This is a genomic window from Pseudomonas frederiksbergensis (assembly GCF_001952935.1).
In the GTDB taxonomy this organism is placed as follows: domain Bacteria; phylum Pseudomonadota; class Gammaproteobacteria; order Pseudomonadales; family Pseudomonadaceae; genus Aquipseudomonas; species Aquipseudomonas frederiksbergensis.
The window spans coordinates 6,063,860-6,078,045 of the sequence record NZ_CP018319.1; the positions used below are offsets into that span (position 1 = coordinate 6,063,860).

At 56.8% G+C, this 14,186-nt stretch carries 15 protein-coding genes; 10 read left to right on the top strand and 5 right to left on the bottom strand.

Features of this window, described 5'->3' with window-relative positions; translation table 11 throughout:
• Positions 1-2 precede the first annotated feature (2 nt).
• Positions 3-428: a hypothetical protein gene (locus PFAS1_RS28330; RefSeq protein WP_076031423.1), complete on the top strand. Its 426-nt coding sequence runs from the start codon at positions 3-5 to the stop codon at positions 426-428.
• A gap of 17 nt (positions 429-445) precedes the next feature.
• Here PFAS1_RS28330 and PFAS1_RS28335 read toward each other — a convergent pair whose 3' ends face one another.
• The 4 genes from PFAS1_RS28335 to PFAS1_RS28350 all read right to left on the bottom strand — a co-directional run bounded on the left by PFAS1_RS28335 (position 446) and on the right by PFAS1_RS28350 (position 4,375).
• Complete coding sequence (locus PFAS1_RS28335; RefSeq protein ID WP_074875872.1) at positions 446-925, bottom strand: VOC family protein; 480 nt, start codon at positions 923-925, stop codon at positions 446-448.
• Positions 926-1,028: 103 nt separating this feature from the next.
• A complete protein-coding gene (locus PFAS1_RS28340) occupies positions 1,029-2,798 on the bottom strand; it encodes a SulP family inorganic anion transporter (RefSeq protein WP_076031424.1) in 1,770 nt (589 codons plus the stop codon).
• Between the two features lie 49 nt (positions 2,799-2,847).
• Positions 2,848-3,669 (bottom strand): polyphosphate kinase 2, encoded by an 822-nt coding sequence (gene ppk2 / locus PFAS1_RS28345; RefSeq protein WP_076031425.1) that lies wholly within the window; start codon positions 3,667-3,669, stop codon positions 2,848-2,850.
• Positions 3,670-3,712: 43 nt separating this feature from the next.
• Positions 3,713-4,375 carry a VIT1/CCC1 transporter family protein gene (locus PFAS1_RS28350; RefSeq protein WP_076031426.1) on the bottom strand — a complete coding sequence of 221 codons (663 nt, stop codon included), beginning with the start codon at positions 4,373-4,375 and terminating at the stop codon, positions 3,713-3,715.
• A gap of 347 nt (positions 4,376-4,722) precedes the next feature.
• On the opposite strand from PFAS1_RS28350, the gene PFAS1_RS28355 reads away from it, so the two are divergent.
• From PFAS1_RS28355 to PFAS1_RS28390, 7 genes are all read left to right on the top strand, one after another.
• Positions 4,723-6,033 carry a flavin-containing monooxygenase gene (locus PFAS1_RS28355; protein ID WP_076031427.1) on the top strand — a complete coding sequence of 437 codons (1,311 nt, stop codon included), beginning with the start codon at positions 4,723-4,725 and terminating at the stop codon, positions 6,031-6,033.
• A gap of 24 nt (positions 6,034-6,057) precedes the next feature.
• A complete protein-coding gene (locus PFAS1_RS28360) occupies positions 6,058-6,474 on the top strand; it encodes a RidA family protein (RefSeq protein WP_076031428.1) in 417 nt (138 codons plus the stop codon).
• A gap of 164 nt (positions 6,475-6,638) precedes the next feature.
• Positions 6,639-7,316, top strand: coding sequence for a DUF1028 domain-containing protein (locus PFAS1_RS28365; RefSeq protein ID WP_076031429.1), 678 nt, complete (start codon positions 6,639-6,641; stop codon positions 7,314-7,316).
• The gene (gene argE / locus PFAS1_RS28370; RefSeq protein ID WP_076031430.1) at positions 7,313-8,461 is read left to right on the top strand and encodes an acetylornithine deacetylase; all 1,149 of its coding nucleotides are present in this window, start codon (positions 7,313-7,315) and stop codon (positions 8,459-8,461) included. Before PFAS1_RS28365 ends, argE begins: the two co-directional genes overlap by 4 nt.
• 466 nt (positions 8,462-8,927) lie before the next feature.
• Positions 8,928-10,343, top strand: coding sequence for a purine-cytosine permease family protein (locus PFAS1_RS28375; RefSeq protein ID WP_076031431.1), 1,416 nt, complete (start codon positions 8,928-8,930; stop codon positions 10,341-10,343).
• Positions 10,344-10,537: 194 nt separating this feature from the next.
• Entirely contained in the window at positions 10,538-10,756 is a 219-nt protein-coding gene (locus tag PFAS1_RS28385; protein WP_076031433.1) for a PLD nuclease N-terminal domain-containing protein, read from the top strand.
• A 567-nt stretch (positions 10,757-11,323) separates the two neighbouring features.
• Positions 11,324-11,617: a fructose-bisphosphate aldolase gene (locus tag PFAS1_RS28390; RefSeq protein WP_074875855.1), complete on the top strand. Its 294-nt coding sequence runs from the start codon at positions 11,324-11,326 to the stop codon at positions 11,615-11,617.
• Between the two features lie 181 nt (positions 11,618-11,798).
• On the opposite strand, the gene PFAS1_RS28395 is transcribed toward PFAS1_RS28390, so the two are convergent.
• A complete protein-coding gene (locus PFAS1_RS28395; protein WP_074875853.1) occupies positions 11,799-12,404 on the bottom strand; it encodes a LysE family translocator in 606 nt (201 codons plus the stop codon).
• Positions 12,405-13,005: 601 nt separating this feature from the next.
• On the opposite strand from PFAS1_RS28395, the gene PFAS1_RS28400 reads away from it, so the two are divergent.
• Both PFAS1_RS28400 and PFAS1_RS28405 read left to right on the top strand, forming a co-directional pair.
• Positions 13,006-13,506 carry an Hcp family type VI secretion system effector gene (locus PFAS1_RS28400; protein ID WP_076031434.1) on the top strand — a complete coding sequence of 167 codons (501 nt, stop codon included), beginning with the start codon at positions 13,006-13,008 and terminating at the stop codon, positions 13,504-13,506.
• Positions 13,499-14,185 carry a DUF4225 domain-containing protein gene (locus PFAS1_RS28405; protein ID WP_076031435.1) on the top strand — a complete coding sequence of 229 codons (687 nt, stop codon included), beginning with the start codon at positions 13,499-13,501 and terminating at the stop codon, positions 14,183-14,185. Before PFAS1_RS28400 ends, PFAS1_RS28405 begins: the two co-directional genes overlap by 8 nt.
• Position 14,186 lies beyond the last annotated feature (1 nt).

A 14,186-nucleotide genomic window follows, 5' to 3' on the forward strand; every position in this document is an offset into this window, starting at 1 on the left:
CGATGAACAGTAGACTGCTGTTTTTGCTGGCCAGCCTAAGCCCGACCCTGGTCATGGCTGAAGGCTGTGATGTGCTGACCCGCTCTCAAAGCCCTTCGGTGCCGGTGGTCGAAACGCATAGCTGTTATGAGTACGAAAACATGCCGGTGAACGCGATCGATTGGTCATGCAGCAACGAGAGCAAAGAAATGCTGACCAGCACCAAGAAAAAAGTCGAACAGTGCGCCGATCATTCTCAGGCCACTTGCGTCGCCACGTTGACGCAAGAGTCACTGGCCAATCCTCACTCCACCAGCAAGGACAAGAGCAGCACATCGCTGATTATTCCGAACAATGCCAAGGTCACTACGTATTACTACGGCGCTGAGCACTTGGGTCAGGCAAAAATTGATTGCGAGTCGGGTGGAGGGCACTGGAAAACCCAGTAGCCCCCAAGCAGCGCTGGTTAACCCTTAACAGCCGCTTCAATCGCAGCGATGTCGATCTTTCCCATCTCCATCATGGCGTCGAACGCGCGTTTGGCCGCGGCTTGATCAGGATTGGCTATCGCGGCGCTCAGAACCCGTGGGGTGATCTGCCATGACAATCCCCACTTGTCCTGGCACCAGCCGCATACGTTTTCCTGGCCGCCGTTTCCGACAATCGCGTTCCACAAGCGGTCCGTTTCGGCTTGGTCGTCGGTCGCCACCTGGAATGAAAAAGCCTCGTTGTGCTTGACCCCCGAGCCCCCGTTCAGCCCGAGACAAGGAATGCCCATCACCGTGAACTCAACCGTCAGGACATCGCCCTGCTTGCCTGCCGGATAGTCGCCAGGCGCGCGAAGAATAGTTCCCACCTCGCTGTCCGGGAAGGTTTTGGCGTAGAACGTCGCAGCCTCCAGCGCGGTGCCGTCGTACCACAGACAAATCGTGTTTTTGCTGATCATCCTGGTGCTCCAGAAGAGGAATGGGTTCGCTCATTCTGGTACGGATTGTCTCTTCGCGCACCTAGAAGGCAGGAAACCCCAAGCGACTCGGCGCCGATGCGACTCAGCGCGCGCCCTCCACTGGATGGATCATCAGGTAGCTGTCGACGGCATTGCCGATGGTTGGAAAGAACGCCGTTTCGCCAAGCCGCGCGAACAGCCCGAATCGCTTCAGCTTGTCCTTGACCGGGTCTTTCATCTCGGCCACGCACAACTTGATGCCCGCCGCGTGCAAGGTGTCGTCCAATTCAGCCAGCATGTCGGCGGAGGTCACGTCCACACTGGTGACGGGTTCTGCCGCCACCACCAACCAGCGCACGGGCGTAGGCGATGCTGCCACCGCATCAAGCACTCGGTCATTGAACAGTTCGGCATTGGCGAAGAACAACGGCGCATCCCAGCGAAACAGCACCAGGCCGGGGATAAGGTGCGCGTCGGGATAGCGCTGGATGTCGTGGTAGCCCTTGACGCCATCGACTCGCCCCAGTACCGCGGAATACGGCCGCCAGCCATCCCACAGAAATTCGATCACAGCGATCACGATGGCCAGCCCGATGCCCTCGATCGCACCGAACACAGCCACCCCGACGGTGCAAACGATCGAGAGCCAGAATTCCCAGCGCTGGATGCGATAAATACGTCGCAGGTCAGCGACTTCAATCAGGCCGATGGCCGACGCGATCACGACCGCTGCCAGTGCGCTGGTGGGCAAGTTCTGCAACAGGTTGGGGGCCACCATCAACAGCAGGGCAACGGCCAACGCGCCGACCACCCCGGTCAACTGGGTTTTGGCGCCAGCGGCTTCGGCCACGGGGGTCCGTGAGGAACTGCTGCTGATCGCAAAGCCCTGGAAAAACCCAGCCGCCAGATTGGCAAAACCGAGCCCCGCCATTTCCTGGTTCGGATCGACATAGGTGCGGGTCCGTGCCGCATAGACACGCGAGAGCACGCTGGTGTCGGCGAACGACACCAAGGCAACGGCGCACCCGCCGATGAGCACGGGGACAATATCGGCGCGGGTAATCCAGGGGATGGCGAACGCAGGTAACCCTTGTGGCAGAACACCGAGGACCGACACACCCGCACGCTCGGCAAGGTCCAGCACACCGACGGCGATGGTGGCGCCCGCCACGGCGATCAGGATGCCCGGTACGCGCTTGAAGCCCTTGAGCAGCAGGATCACGATCAAGGTAGCGGCGCCGATCGTGAACGCAGCCCAGTTGGTCTTTCCTTCAATCACCGCGTTGAAGATTGCCCATATGTTTCTCAGCGGGCCATCGGACTCAATCGAAAAACCGAAAAACTTGGGCAGTTGGCTGATCAATACGGTCAGCGCGATGCCGTTCATGTACCCGTAGCGGATCGGCTTGGAAAGCAACTCGGTAATGAAGCCCAAACGCATGATGCCCGCCAGGATACAGACGACGCCTGAAACGATCGCCATCATGCTTGCAAGTGCGACGGCGCGATGCGGATCACCGCCCGACAAGGGCAGGACGACAGCCAGGATTACCGCGGCCAGTGAAGAATCCGGGCCGAGCACCAGAATCCGACTAGGCCCGAACAATGCATAAGCGAGTAGCGGAACGATGGTCGCATAGAGGCCATAGATGCCGGGTACGCCCGAAGCCACGGCATAGGCGATGCCGACGGGCACCAACATCGTGGTGAGCACCAGCCCGGCCATGATGTCGTGACGCAACCAGGCAATCTGGTACTCGCGCAACGTGCGAAGCCCGGGAAGCCAGCGGCTCCAGCCGGATTGCACGCTGGTATTGCGGTGTGCAATCCGGCCCGGTTCCGGGACGGGAGACGAAGCATCCGAATCGCTCATAAAGCTATGGCCTATAGGTGTACCGCGCAGATCCGCTTGAACGTGTCCGTCAGAATTTTTCGGGCACTCGCCGGTGCGGATAATCCGGCTCTTTATAGCCACCTGGTTTCTGCCGCTTGGGCAACACCACCTCCTCGCGTGGGACTTCCTTGTACGGGATGCGGCTGAGCAAATCGGAGATGATGTTAAGGCGCGCCCGCCGTTTGTCGTTGGAGTTGGCCACCAGCCACGGGGCATGATTGGTGTCGGTTGCCTGGAACATGTCGTCACGCGCGCGCGAATAGTCATACCAGCGGCTGTATGACTTGAGATCCATGGGGGTCAACTTCCAGATTTTGCGCCCATCCTTGATGCGCTCCTGAAGCCGGCGGGTCTGCTCCTCTTCGCTGACTTCCAGCCAGTATTTGAGCAGGATCACGCCCGAGTCGACGATTGCCCGCTCCACCAAAGGCGTTGTCTTCAGGAAACTGGCCACCTGCTCTTTGGTGCAGAACCCCATCACCCGCTCGACGCCCGCCCGGTTGTACCAACTGCGATCGAAGATCACCACTTCGCCGGCCGCGGGAAGGTATGGCAAGTAACGCTGGACATACATCTGGCTTTTTTCTCGATCACTCGGCGCCGTCAGCGCCACCACCCGAAAGACACGCGGGCTGACGCGTTCGGTGATCGCCTTGATCGTTCCGCCCTTGCCAGCGCCATCGCGCCCCTCGAAGACGATGCAGATCTTGACGCCCTTGGCTTTTACCCACTCCTGTAACTTGACCAGCTCGACATGCAGGCCACGCAGCTGCTCGAGATAATCCTTGCTTTTAAGTTTCGTGGTTTCAGCAGCTTTACTCCTGGGGGCTTTTTTCTTGTCTTTTGCCATGTTCGAGACCTCACCAATAAACAGCCTAGGGTTTGCCATCTGCTCATCCGCCGAGGGCGATGATCGCAGTAATCAGTACAGCGCCGGTGACGGCCATCGCGAGTCCGCCTTGCCACGGTTTTGCGCCGGCGTACGTCGATAGCATCCAACCGGCGATGAACAGCACCACAAGTCCGACCAGGTTAGACATGCGCACAGCGAGCGCTGTCTGGTCGAGCAACAGAAACGGCACGACTAGCGGGAATGTCGAGAACACCACCAACAGGAAAACGCCGACAGCGCCCTTGAAATCATCCCAACCGAGATTCGGTTGTACTGGCATGGATGAATACTCGACCAGGCGGCGGCGCAACGATTCCAGCTCATCAGGGCCGGCTGCTGCGGCAAGACGCGGGGGTAACGCCTCGGCAATGAGCGCTTGCCCGGCGGCGGCATCCGTCGCATCACGCAGATTGGTGCGAAGCGTACGGTTACGCGTGCGCTCGATCAGAGTTCGCAGCAAATACATCACCGCGTCTGCCAACCCCCAGGCAAGGTTGCAACCCAGCGCGGCGATCATCATCGTCCGTTCCTCCTCCTGACCAGATGTGGCCACGCTGATCGTCCCAGTGAACGTCATTGCCATGAGCAGGCCGAAAATGACCTCCGTGACACGGTCGACCGGATCAAGAACACGGGCCCGCTTTTGCTCTCCAGTGCTTTGCATGCGCTCATCCTCGCCACGGCGGCCGTGTCAGCGTGATCCTGGTTTTCAGCCGTGCCGGGGCGGTCAAGACCCGCCATCGGCAAGCACATCGAACAGCTTAGTTCAGACTTGATCTATCACAACGCGACCTATCCACAACGACTGCTCTTTTGCGCTTGCACTTTGTTTTCAAGGAGATTTCTCTGAGCGCCATTCCCCGTGTCCGGACTCGATGCCGTTCTGCATCAGTTATTTATACTCAAATGCCAGCTTAATAATATTTTACCGATACCAGGGTGATCCCTAGTCTTGACCCCAAGAAATGGCAGGCCGTTACCGACCTAAATCCAACTTCGAAGGGTATTGAGATGACCACTGAAAAAATAAAAACAGATACGCTGATTGTTGGCGCCGGTCAGGCTGGCGTGGCCATGAGTGAACACTTGAGCAAACTCGGGGTGCCGCACCTGGTGCTGGAGCGCAACCGTATCGCCGAACGCTGGCGCACCGGACGCTGGGATTCGCTGGTGGCGAATGGTCCGGCCTGGCACGACCGTTTTCCCGGTCTCGATTTCGACGACCTCAGCCCCGACGACTTCGCCCCAAAAGAACGGGTCGCCGACTATTTCGAAGCCTACGCCAAAAAATTCAACGCCCCGATCCGCACCGGCGTGGACGTGCTGAAGGTTGAGCGCAATGTCGGTCGCCCGGGCTTCACCATTGAAACCTCTGAAGGCGTGATCGAGGCCAACCGCGTGGTGGCCGCCACCGGGCCTTTCCAGCGTCCGGTCATCCCGCCGATTGCGCCGAAAGATCAGCCATTCACCCAAATCCACTCGGCCGAATACCGCAACCCGGCGCAACTGCCCGAGGGTGCAGTGCTGGTCGTCGGCGCCGGTTCGTCGGGCGTGCAAATCGCCGATGAACTGCAGCGTGCCGGCAAGAAGGTTTACCTCTCGGTCGGCGCCCACGACCGCCCTCCTCGCGCCTATCGCAACCGTGATTTCTGCTGGTGGCTGGGTGTGCTGGGCGAATGGGATCAGGCCGCCATGAAACCCGGCCGGGAACACGTCACCATCGCGGTCAGCGGCGCACACGGCGGCCGTACGGTGGACTTCCGTGGCCTGGCCCATCGCGGCATGACGCTGGTGGGTTTGACCCAATCCTTCAACGGTGGCGTAGCGACTTTTCAACCGAACCTTGCCGAGAACCTGGCGCGCGGCGATGAGAACTATCTGGCGCTGCTCAACGCCGCCGATGCCTACATCGAGCGCAACGGCCTGGACCTGCCGGAAGAACCTGAAGCGCGCATGACCTTTTCCGATCCGGAATGCGTGACCAACCCGATTCTTGAACTCGACCTGGCCCAGGCCGGCGTGACCTCGATCATCTGGGCCACCGGTTTTGCCACGGATTACAGCTGGCTCAAGGTTGATGCCTTCGACGACAACGGCAAGCCAGCGCATCAGCGCGGCGTCTCGAGCGAGCCGGGCGTGTATTTCCTCGGCCTGCCGTGGCAGTCCCGCCGCGGGTCTTCGTTCATCTGGGGCGTTTGGCACGACGCCAAGTACGTGGCGGATCACATCGCCATCCAGCGTTCCTACCTCGACTACCACGATGCCGCGCAACGCGAGGCTGAAACCGTCCCGGCCGCCCATAAAGCAACCGTCAGCGCTTGAGCCATTTTTCTTTAGGAGCTTCAAATGTCCACGCCAACCCATACCCGTATTCGCATGTTCAACACCAAGGAAACCTACCCGAACCAGAGCCTGGACAATGACCTGTGCCAGGCCGTCCGGGCCGGCAACACTGTGTATGTTCGCGGTCAGGTCGGGACTGATTTCGAAGGCAACCTGGTGGGCCTCGGCGATCCGCGAGCGCAAACCGAGCAAGCCATGCGCAACATCAAACAGTTGCTGGAAGAGGCTGGTAGCGACCTTAGCCATATCGTTAAAACCACCACTTACCTGATCGATCCGCGGTATCGCGAGCCGGTTTATCAGGAGGTCGGCAAGTGGCTTAAGGGCGTGTTTCCGATTTCGACCGGGTTGGTGGTGTCCGCACTGGGGCAGCCGCAGTGGTTGATGGAGATTGATGTGATTGCGGTGATTCCCGACTAAGGAAGTAGACCGAGGCGCGGCCTTCGCGAGCAAGCCCGCTCCCACAAGGGATCTTCTGTGACCACAGATTTGTGTACGACGCAGATCCCCTGTGGGAGCGGGCTTGCTCGCGAAGGGGCCCACCCAGACACCCATTTCGCCAAGGCTAACCAAGGAACAACCCCATGACCTTCTCCATCGCAGCACGTTGCCCCGAAACCGGTCAGTTCGGCATTGCGATCAGCTCCTCGAGCATCGCCGTCGGCGCCCGTTGCCCCTGGCTGCTGCCGGGTGTCGGCGCCGTCTCCACACAAAACATCACCTTGCCGTCACTCGGCCCGGAAGTCCTCGGTCTCATGGAACAGGGCCTTGCACCGGCCGAGGCACTGGACAAAGTACTGACCCGCAACGGCTACAGCCAATATCGCCAGATCACGGCGATTGACCATCTCGGCCGCACCGCGCATTTCAGCGGTTCGCAAACCCTGGGTAACCACAACGCCGTGTCCGGCGACCAATGCGTTGCGGCCGGCAACATGCTGGCGGACCGTGCAGTGATCGAGGCCATGGTCGAGGCCTTCGAGCATGGCGAAGGCCAACTGACTGACCGCCTGCTCGCGGCCATGAAAGCGGCCATCGCCGCGGGTGGCGAAGCCGGGCCGGTGCATTCGGCGGCGGTGGTGGTGGTCGGCGAACTGACCTGGCCGATCATCAACCTGCGGGTGGATTGGGCGGATCACGATCCAATCGGCCAGCTTGAGAAACTCTGGGACGCCTATCGCCCACAAGTCCAGGACTACATCGACCGCGCCCTCGCCCCCGACAATTCCCCTGGCTACGGTGTCGCCGGAGACGACCGATGAGCAACACCCGCGATTTGCTGAAAACGTTAATAGCGTTCGACACAACGAGCCGCGAATCAAACCTGCAGCTCATCGAGTTCGTGCGCGACTACCTCGAACGCTTCGACGTGCCTTGCGAACTGCTCTACAACGATGAACGCAGCAAGGCCAACCTGTTCGCGACCATCGGCCCAGCGGACCGGCCGGGCATCGTGCTGTCGGGGCACACCGACGTGGTGCCCGTCGACGGCCAGCCATGGACCGTTGCGCCGTTCGAACTCACCGAGCGCGACGGCAAACTGTACGGTCGCGGCACCGCGGACATGAAAAGCTACATCGCCTGCGTACTCGCCCTGGTCCCGTCGCTGGTGAACGCCACGCTGCGGCTGCCGGTGCACATCGCGCTTTCCTATGATGAAGAAGTCGGCTGCCTGGGTGTGCGTTCGTTGCTGTCGGAACTGGAAAAGCGCCCGGTCAAACCGATGCTCTGCATCATTGGCGAACCGACCGAGCTCAAACCGGTGCTGGGCCATAAGGGCAAACTGGCGATGCGCTGCGACATTCACGGTGAAGCGTGCCATTCGGCGTACGCACCGCTTGGGGTCAATGCGATTGAATACGCCGCCGAACTGATCGGTGAACTGGGGCGGATCGGCAACCGGCTCAAAGCCCCCGAGCATCACGACGCCCGTTTCGATCCGCCGTTCAGCACCGTGCAAACCGGCGTGATTTGCGGCGGCAAGGCACTGAACATCGTCCCCGCCGATTGCCGCTTTGACTTCGAAATCCGCGCCCTGCCCTCGCATGATCCAAGCCACGTTGCGCAGGAGCTGAAGGCCTATGCCGAGCAGCAGGTGTTGCCGCGCATGCGGGCGGTGAGTGAGCAGAGTGAAATTCGATTTAGCGAGTTGTCCGCGTATCCCGGGTTGGCGACCGATGCGCAGAGCGAAGCGGCTGAATTGATTGCTGCGTTCTCCGGCTCCCGAGAATTTGGCACCGTCGCCTTCGGCACCGAGGGCGGCCTATTCGATGCGGCAGGCATTCCCACCGTCGTCTGCGGCCCCGGCAGCATGGATCAAGGCCATAAACCCGACGAATTCGTCAGCCTCGAACAACTGACAGCCTGCGACGCCATGCTCCATCGAATGCTGCAATCAATCAGCTAATTCGCCCCCCCTGTGGGAGCGAGCCCGCTCGCGATGAGGCCATGTCAGCCAATATCAATGCAGCTGACCCACCGCTTTCGCGAGCAAGCCCGCTCCCACAAAAGCGCGTCCGCAACGGGTCCCTGTAGCAGCTGGCGAAGCCTGCGTTCGGCTGCGAAGCAGTCGCAAAACCTGACGACTCGGTGCATCAGGAAAACCGCGTGCGCAGGGTTTACGACTGCTTCGCAGCCGAACGCAGGCTTCGCCAGCTGCTACACGTTGCGCGGTGTTTCGACGATCCAATCCCCTGTACCCCACAGGTTTTCGGCGACCACCCGACATACATTTTTTAGCGTCTATACCCACAAACTTACTAATTTATCTCTCACTCCCCACCGCACATCATCAACTCCAACAAGAAAAGCGTCGCCCCCGTGCAGCGCTCACCGAAGTACGTCCACGTACTCAAATTGCCTTGGAGTCCGTCATGGTTACCGCAGCAACAACCTCCGCCCCGCTCATCGAAAAACACACCATCGGCTACGTGCCGCCCGAAGATCGCCACGGCAAAACCCGCGACCTGTTCACCCTCTGGTTCGGCGGCAACATCGCCCCATTACCCATCGTCACCGGCGCCCTCGGCGTGCAAATGTTCCACCTGAACCTGGTGTGGGGCATCGTCGCCATCCTCGTCGGCCACCTGGTCGGCGGCGTGCTGATGGCGCTGCACTCGGCGCAAGGCCCGCAAATGGGCATCCCGCAAATGATCCAGAGCCGCGCCCAGTTCGGCTCCCTCGGCGCGCTGCTGGTGGTGCTGATCGCCGGCATCATGTACATCGGCTTCTTCGCCTCCAACATCGTCCTCGCCGGTAAATCCCTGCACGGCGTGGTCGACAGCGTGCCAGTGCCGGTGGGCATCGTCATCGGCGCCCTCGGTTCGGGCATCATCGGCATCATCGGCTACCGCTTCATTCACGTGCTCAACCGCATCGGCACCTGGGTGCTCGGCGCCGGAATCGTGCTGGGCTTCGGCTACATCTTCACCCACGTGCAGACCGCCGACTTCCTCACCCGCGGCAGCTTCAACATCTCCGGTTGGCTGGCCACCGTATCGCTCGCTGCGCTCTGGCAAATCGCCTTCGCGCCCTACGTCTCCGACTACTCGCGCTACCTGCCGGCCAACGTTCCCGTGGCCGCAACGTTCTGGACCACTTATTTGGGCACCGTGCTCGGCTCCAGCCTCTCGTTCATCTTCGGCGCCGTCGCCGTCCTCGCCACACCCGTCGGCCTGGACACCATGGACGCCGTCAAACTCGCCACCGGCTCCATCGGCCCACTGATGCTCGTGCTGTTCCTGCTCAGCGTCATCAGCCACAACGCCCTCAACCTCTACGGCGCCGTACTGTCGCTGATCACCCTGGTGCAGACCTTCGCCTACCGCTGGATCCCCACCGCCAAAAGCCGCGCCGTCCTCTCCATCATCGTCCTCGCCGCCTGCTGCTTCGCCGCCGTCGGCGCCTCCGCCAACTTCATCGGCCACTTCGTCGACATGGTGCTGGTGTTGCTCGTGGTACTGGTGCCGTGGACCGCGATCAACCTGATCGACTTCTACGCGATTCACAAAGGTCAGTACGACATCGGCTCGATCTTCAAAGTCGACGGCGGGATTTATGGCCGGTACAACCCGCAGGCACTGTTGGCCTACGCGATTGGCATCGTGGTGCAGATCCCGTTCATGAACACGCCGCTGTACGTCGGCCCCATCTCCGAACACATCAACGGCGCTGACTTGTCCTGGCTGGTAGGCCTACTCATCACCTCCCCGCTCTACTACTGGCTAGCCAACCGCGACACCGCCTACAAACGCCGCCTCTCAACCGGAAAACTCGCCAACTCGATCTAACTAATCCCCCAATCCCCTGTGGGAGCGAGCCTGCTCGCGATGAGGCCATGACAGCCAATATTGATTGAGCTGACAGCCCCCCATCGCGAGCAACCCCACTTGCGCCTTGCCCGCGACTACCCAAAAACCCCGAAATTTTATGAACCCCGCCCACACCCACCCACCTAACTGAATGACTATCAGGAGGGTGAACAATGCAAACCGAAACCATCTGGATCGTACTCGCCGCAATACTTGTGCTGGTCGAGGTATGGGCCATCAACAAAGTGCGCAAAGCCGAAGGCAAATCCAGCAACAAACTCGTATGGATGGTGGTAATCGTGTTTGTACCGCTGTTCGGGCTGATAGCGTGGGCAGTGGCCGGACCGAAACACACCGATCAGAACCCGCATTCACCGCAGGCCAGGCAATAACGTTGCATGCTGTGCGGTAAGGATTTTTTGAACGGCGCAATCGCAAACAACAAAGCCCCGAAGATTCGGGGCTTTGTTGTTCCTGACCACCCGATTTCATAAACCTGACATCCGAAATTCGCGTAGGAATTCACCCTTTGTGGCGAGGGGATTTATCCCCGTCGGGTCGCGAAGCGGCCCCAAAACCTGCCTCCCCTTTCCCAAGACACTCCACACGACCCGAATCACCGCAACAAGCCCGAAAACAGTGGCATTCAGCCTTGTCACAACAAACGCCCAACCGTCCTACAGCCCGGTTGTGAGTAGAAAAATGACCGCCTATATTCGACCTGTCGCTGACCGCAGTTAGCGATAGGGTTTCGCAGCCCTCGAGATTGACACCAAAGCACTGTCAGGCATGATGCAGCCGACTTCGACTGCATCGTGTTTTATGGCGGTTGTGTGCGGGAGACTTACGGGTCTGCCGGAACTGGTGTAAATCCCCCGGTCTGCGAACCCGCACACAGCTGCCACCCATTTGTTTCGCAGCAGAAAGGTGGCAATTCTTCTTTTGTGAGGATTTACACCATGAAAACCCAAAACCCGCCCCACCGCTTCACCCCTATGTCCCAATTCGCCACCGACTACCCCGTCCTGCTCATCGACAGCGACGCCCCACTCCAAGAACTCCACAACTGCGTCAGCGAACGCCTCAGCGCCGTCCTCAAATACCTGCACCTCATGGCCTGCACCAGCCTGCCGGACTATGCCGAGAACGACATCAACACCGTCACCAACATCGCCCGGATCATGGTCCAGGATGTGAGCGATGTGTTTCGGGTGATTGAGCAGCGTGGGTTTGATACGCCAAAAGGTCAGTGATCATTTCAACCCCAATAAAAACCCGCGTTGATGCGGGTTCTTATACTTGATCATTACGGGCAATGACGGTGGAGTTTCAGGCGATCGCGGCAAGCATCTACCGATCATGATCACTAAGAATGTCGATAAAACTTCTGAAAGAAAAAAGTGACAGATCTATTTATTCAAATAGATCTGTCACCTACGCCATCATTTCTCCACTAATAAGATGGTGCAATTTCCATATAGAGAATGCAATCAGATAAAAGCCACTCAGCCAGCTTAGTATTTTAAAATTCACCCGACCAGACAATGTATTACTTACAGCACCCCCTCCTAACACATACACCATTTGACAAGTAAAGCTACCGATAAAAAAGCCTGAAAGAAAGGCAGGAATATTGACCGCTGCGCCACCCGAGTGATTGGCAAAAACGTAAGAAGTAATTGCCACGATGGTCAGTGGATTAGTAATCGTCAAAGCAAAAACGGAAATAAATCCAGCCTGTTGCGAAACCGATATGTCAGCACCCGCAGACATGAATATTTTTACACCCAAGTAAAACAGATAAACTATAGATGCAATAATCAACAGACCTTGAAGTTGAAACACAAAAACACTCACAAGTGTGGCACTCATCAATGCAACTGCGGCATATAAAACATCGGCGATAGCGGCACCTAACGCACTTGGCACTGCACTCATTCGCCCAAACAAAACTGATTGCCTCAATACAATTAAGGCAATCGGCCCAAATGAAATCGATAGCATCATAGAAAATAGCAGAGACTGCTGAAAATCTTGCATTACTTTTCGACCACCTTAAATACTCCACGCTGGCGCGATAATGAGGACGATTAAAATCTTCAGCCAGCAATATTATTGCAAGTAGCATCGTATAACGCTTGTTCATTTTCCCTTATATTAAACGCATTCCTGAATGCTCATCAGATTCTCTCCGTGTATTCCTTGGTTTTATTATTGTCGATCCTTGTTGCGCTGTCCTGCGCTGGAGAAATATTCAATCTCACAAAAAAAATGTCAACAGTTTTTTCTAAAAATACTCTCGAACCCGTAGATGCCTATGTTGCAGTCCTAGCCTGAGACGTCCGAGCTAGAGGGTCGCGACTATGAAGAAATCCAAATCTGAAAATCAGCGATTGCTAGTAACTAACTTGTACGAAATATGAGTCAGAATATTCATACCTTAATTTACTACCTTTTTTAAGTAAGTCGTCATTCACATAAATTAAGAGTCTGCTTGTAGGATTATTCCTCGCCTAAATTCTTTACCCGCCGCAAGACAAGTCTGAACTTAATTAGTTGCTGAATCACCTCGTCATACTCCCTCTAATGCAAATGTTACGCTCGAAACAACGCGAGCAGCTGACTATAAGGAGTGGCACATATGGCTAATCACGGTTACATGAGCATGACCGGCAAACGACAAGGTTTGATTTCCGCCGGTTGTTCTGGCCTGAATTCAATCGGCAACAAATGTCAGATTGATCATGAAGACGAAATCATGATTCTCGCGTATTCGCACAACATGATTACGGGCAATGACGGTGGAGTTTCAGGTGGTCGCGGCAAGCATCTACCGATCACGATCACGAAAAATATCGATAAATCTTCACCGTTGTTGGCCAGCGCACTTCATGAGCGCGAGGAGATAGAGTGCACGATCCATTTTTATCGAACATCACCAACTGGCGGCCAGGATAAATATTATTCAATACGGCTCACGGGTGCGAAAATTGCGCATATCAACCTTCAAGTCCCTCATGCCATTCATATGAATGATGCACAACCACAAGAAATGGTATCCATTCGTTATCGTGATATTAGCTGGACGCACATTCAGGGAAGTACGTGTGCTTATAGCACTTGGGGAAATGAGGATGAGTGATGAATCCTGTGACATTCACGACGTTACTAAAGCTGCATCGAATCTTGTAGCGTTCGGGTGCACTATCGGCGCTACGCAGTTATACGATAGCTTTTTGCAGCTTCAATTTAGTTCGATTGTTTCATCTTTTGCTAACGAGATTATCCAAGCGGTTGATGAAGGCTTGATCAGTGCGCAGCAGGGCTTGCAACAGCTCAGAGAAGAATATGCCGATTTGACGGCCAAAGCGATGTTTTACACTCAAAATGGCATTGGGATCTTAGCGGGTGCAATTCAAATTCAAACTGGGGTTTCATCACTCGCAAACTCAAGAGGTATTAAATTAGCCAGTGGGTTAACCTACGTTGCGCATGGAGCAAACAATATTTATGAAAGCGCAGGAAATATATACAACGGACCTGACGCGCCCAGCACAGTAGGGCCAGTTAGAAAAACATACCAACATCTAGCCAAAGACACTAAAATCGGAAACACTATCTATTATTCTATGGACTTAGGGCTATCAGCTTTCGGCGCAATGAGTTTAGTGCGTAAAACCGATACGCTAGAACTTTTCAGGGAAGATCCTATCAACTATGAACGAGCGTACAGACAAATGGGGAAACTAGCACTGGCCTTTGAAGCATTGATCGATACAACCACAATAAAAAACATAGCAGAAGAAACAGCTTTAGAATGAA